General features: G+C 67.4%; 4 protein-coding genes. 2 read left to right on the top strand and 2 right to left on the bottom strand.

From position 1 onward, the window contains the following. Positions 1-57 precede the first annotated feature (57 nt). The gene (locus HTS88_RS21860; protein WP_174182278.1) at positions 58-708 is read left to right on the top strand and encodes a TetR/AcrR family transcriptional regulator; all 651 of its coding nucleotides are present in this window, start codon (positions 58-60) and stop codon (positions 706-708) included. A gap of 15 nt (positions 709-723) precedes the next feature. Here the strand turns inward: HTS88_RS21860 and HTS88_RS21855 are convergent, their stop codons facing one another. Further along, a complete protein-coding gene (locus HTS88_RS21855; RefSeq protein ID WP_174182276.1) occupies positions 724-1,395 on the bottom strand; it encodes a LytR C-terminal domain-containing protein in 672 nt (223 codons plus the stop codon). Then, positions 1,388-1,687, bottom strand: a complete 300-nt coding sequence (locus tag HTS88_RS21850; RefSeq protein ID WP_102976783.1) for a type II toxin-antitoxin system VapB family antitoxin — start codon at positions 1,685-1,687, stop codon at positions 1,388-1,390. The genes HTS88_RS21855 and HTS88_RS21850 overlap by 8 nt, the downstream gene beginning before the upstream one ends. 156 nt (positions 1,688-1,843) lie before the next feature. Between HTS88_RS21850 and HTS88_RS21845 the strand changes: the two genes are divergently transcribed. Continuing rightward, positions 1,844-2,769, top strand: a 926-nt coding sequence (locus HTS88_RS21845) for a Cof-type HAD-IIB family hydrolase (protein ID WP_174182274.1), incomplete at its 3' end; no start/stop codon positions are given.

Below are 2,769 nucleotides of genomic sequence, written 5' to 3'. Positions count from 1 at the left end.
GAGGGCGCCCGGGAAATGCCCAGCGCGTTTACTGACACATCGCGGTAAAGTGTCTGTATGCCCAGGATTTCAGCGGCCAGCAACGCCGAGCAGCGAGCGGACACCCAGCGCCGCATCCTCACCGCCTTCGGCGAACTCCTCTTTTCCCATGGCCTGCCCGGCCTCACCATGACGGACGTGGCCCGGCACGCGGGCGTGGGCCGGACCGCCGTGTACAACTACTACGCGGACATCGAGGAGCTGCTGATCTCCTATGCCCTCGATGAGACCGAGAAGTTCCTCTCCGAACTGCGGGACTCCCTGGGCCGGCTGGACAACCCCGTGGACAGGCTCGCCCTGTACGTGCGCGCCCAGGTGGTCGACCTCAGCCGCCGGCACCTGCCGCCGGGACCCGCCATGGGAGCCGTGCTGTCGCCGTCGTCCTTCGCCAAGCTCGCCGACCATGTTGGCGAGCTGAGCGTCCTGCTGCAGGGCATCCTGCGGGACGGAATGGAGCAGGGCTACCTGCCGGCGGCCGATATCAACCAGCAGGCGCAGCTCATCCTGGGGACCTTGTCCTCCAGCGCAGCCAGGGGCAGCGACGAGCCCGCCGAACTGGAAGCACGCGTGGCCAGGACCGTCCGCTTCATCCAGCTGGGTGCCGGAGCCAGGTTCGACGACGACGGCCGCCCCGTGAGGGTGAGTCCCCTTCCGGCTGTGGCGGGCTGATCCACCCGCCGAAGTTCACGGGGAGGGTGCCGCCGACGGAAGGACGGGCCATTTGTCGTCATCCGCGATGCGGCGGCTTTCCCGCGGACAGCTGAGGGTTCCCGGGGTCTGGTCAACGAGTTCCGGCGGCGTGAGCGCCTTGTAGTCCTGGGCGAGGATCACGTCCACGCTCCCGTCAGTCCGGCTGTCCTGGAAATAGTCCGAGCCCGGCAGGTTCCGCTGGACGCTGAACGCGGCGGACTGCCCCGCCGCTCCCGAAATCACGGCGGCGGCGCCGCGGTAGCCCGCGTCAACGTTGGACACGGCGCCCACCACGAACTTCCGGGCCAGGAACTCATCCGCCACTGAACGTGCCAGTCCGGGCCTGCTGGTGGAGTTGTACACGTTCAGGTTGATCTGGTCGTTCGGGGCGTAGTCGAATGTTGCGGCCGGGCAGGTGGACACTGCTTCTTCCGCGGGCGCCGCCGAGGGGATCTTCAGCTGCCCGTTGATGATCGCCAACGCCGTGATGATGGCCGCCGCGATGAGCCCCACAAGGAGCACCAGGACAACCCCGTGCAGCACACGCCGGCGCACACGGGCTGTTTCGTCGGCCTGGGCTGCCCCAAACGTGGCACGCAGTTCCGGGCCGCTGACGACGTGGTGGCCGTGGAGGACGCTGACGTCCTGCTCCTTCTTCCTAGCCATCTATCACCAGGACACGGGCATGGATTGCGGTGCGCTGGTGCAGGGCGGTGCGGACGGCCCGGTGCAGCCCGTCCTCCAGGTAGAGGGTTCCCTGGTACTGCACCACATGCGGGAACAGGTCGCCGAAAAAGGTGGAATCTTCAGCCAGCAGTGCTTCCAGGTCAAGGGTGCGCTTGGTGGTCACCAGTTCGTCCAGCCGGACCGGACGCGGCGGGAGCGACGCCCATTCCTTGGGCGTCGTATAACCATGGTCGGGGTAAGGGCGGCCCTCGCCCACAGCTTTAAATATCACCTTGCCACACTAGGCATCCTGCGGGCCCAGCGAAAGTACCCGGCGGTTCCTCCCGCAGGTTGTGGCCAAACAGTGACCATGGCCCGCCAGCCACCTGCTGTTGCCGGTCCAGGCCGTCGTGGGCGCTGCGGAAGGTTCAGCTGACAGAATAGAGGCATGACAGCATCCGAGTCCCCCGCCGTGTCCGCACCCGGAATCCACGCGCCTGCCATTCCGCCGCTGGCCCTGCTGCTCGATGTGGACGGGCCGGTGGCCAGCCCGGTGACGCGGGACGTGAAGCGGGAGATCATCGATGACCTGGTTGCCCTCGCGGCGGCGGGAATCCCCGTTGTCTTCAACACGGGGCGCTCCGACGCTTTCATCCGGGAACAGGTAATGGAACCCATGATCGCCGCCGGAATCCCGGCCGGGACCATCATCCACGCCATCTGCGAAAAGGGCGCCGTCTGGTTCAGCTACACCGCGGCCGGACCCGGCCCCATCCACGTGGACCGGGAGCTCGCCGTGCCCACAGCTTACGGGGACGACATCCGGCGCATGGTGGCGGAGGACTATGCCGAGCACATGTTCTTTGACGAGACCAAGCGCGCCATGGTGTCCGTGGAGCAGCACATAGACGTACCCAGTGCCGACTACCTTGCAGAGCAGAAACTCTTTGACGCCGACGCGATGGACCTGATGGCCCGGCACGGGCTGGGTGTGGTCCGGCTCGACCACCACGCCCCCAATTCCGACGACGAGGTGGACTACCGCGTGGATCCCACCATCATCTCCACGGACATCGAGTCGGTACGGCTCGGGAAGGACCTGGGCGCCAGCCGGGCAGTGGAACTGCTGGCCGCGCAGGGCATCACGCCGGCGGCGTGGCGGACTGTGGGCGATTCGCGCACCGACTACGCCATGGCCGACTGGCTCCACCACAACGACCACGCAGTCAAGCACGTGGACGTCCGTCCGGCCGACGGCATCCCGGAGAAACCGTACCCGGTCCTGACGGCCGGGGACCTGGGGCTTGGGGCGTCCGTTATCCACGACGACGCCGGCGGGGCTTTCCTGCGCAGCTGGCGGGAGGCGCTGGGCGC

This window comes from Pseudarthrobacter oxydans (assembly GCF_013314975.1).
Taxonomy (GTDB): Bacteria; Actinomycetota; Actinomycetes; order Actinomycetales; family Micrococcaceae; genus Arthrobacter; species Arthrobacter oxydans.
The sequence above is the reverse complement of the archived record's forward strand: the minus strand, read 5'-3'. Positions and strand labels throughout refer to the sequence as shown.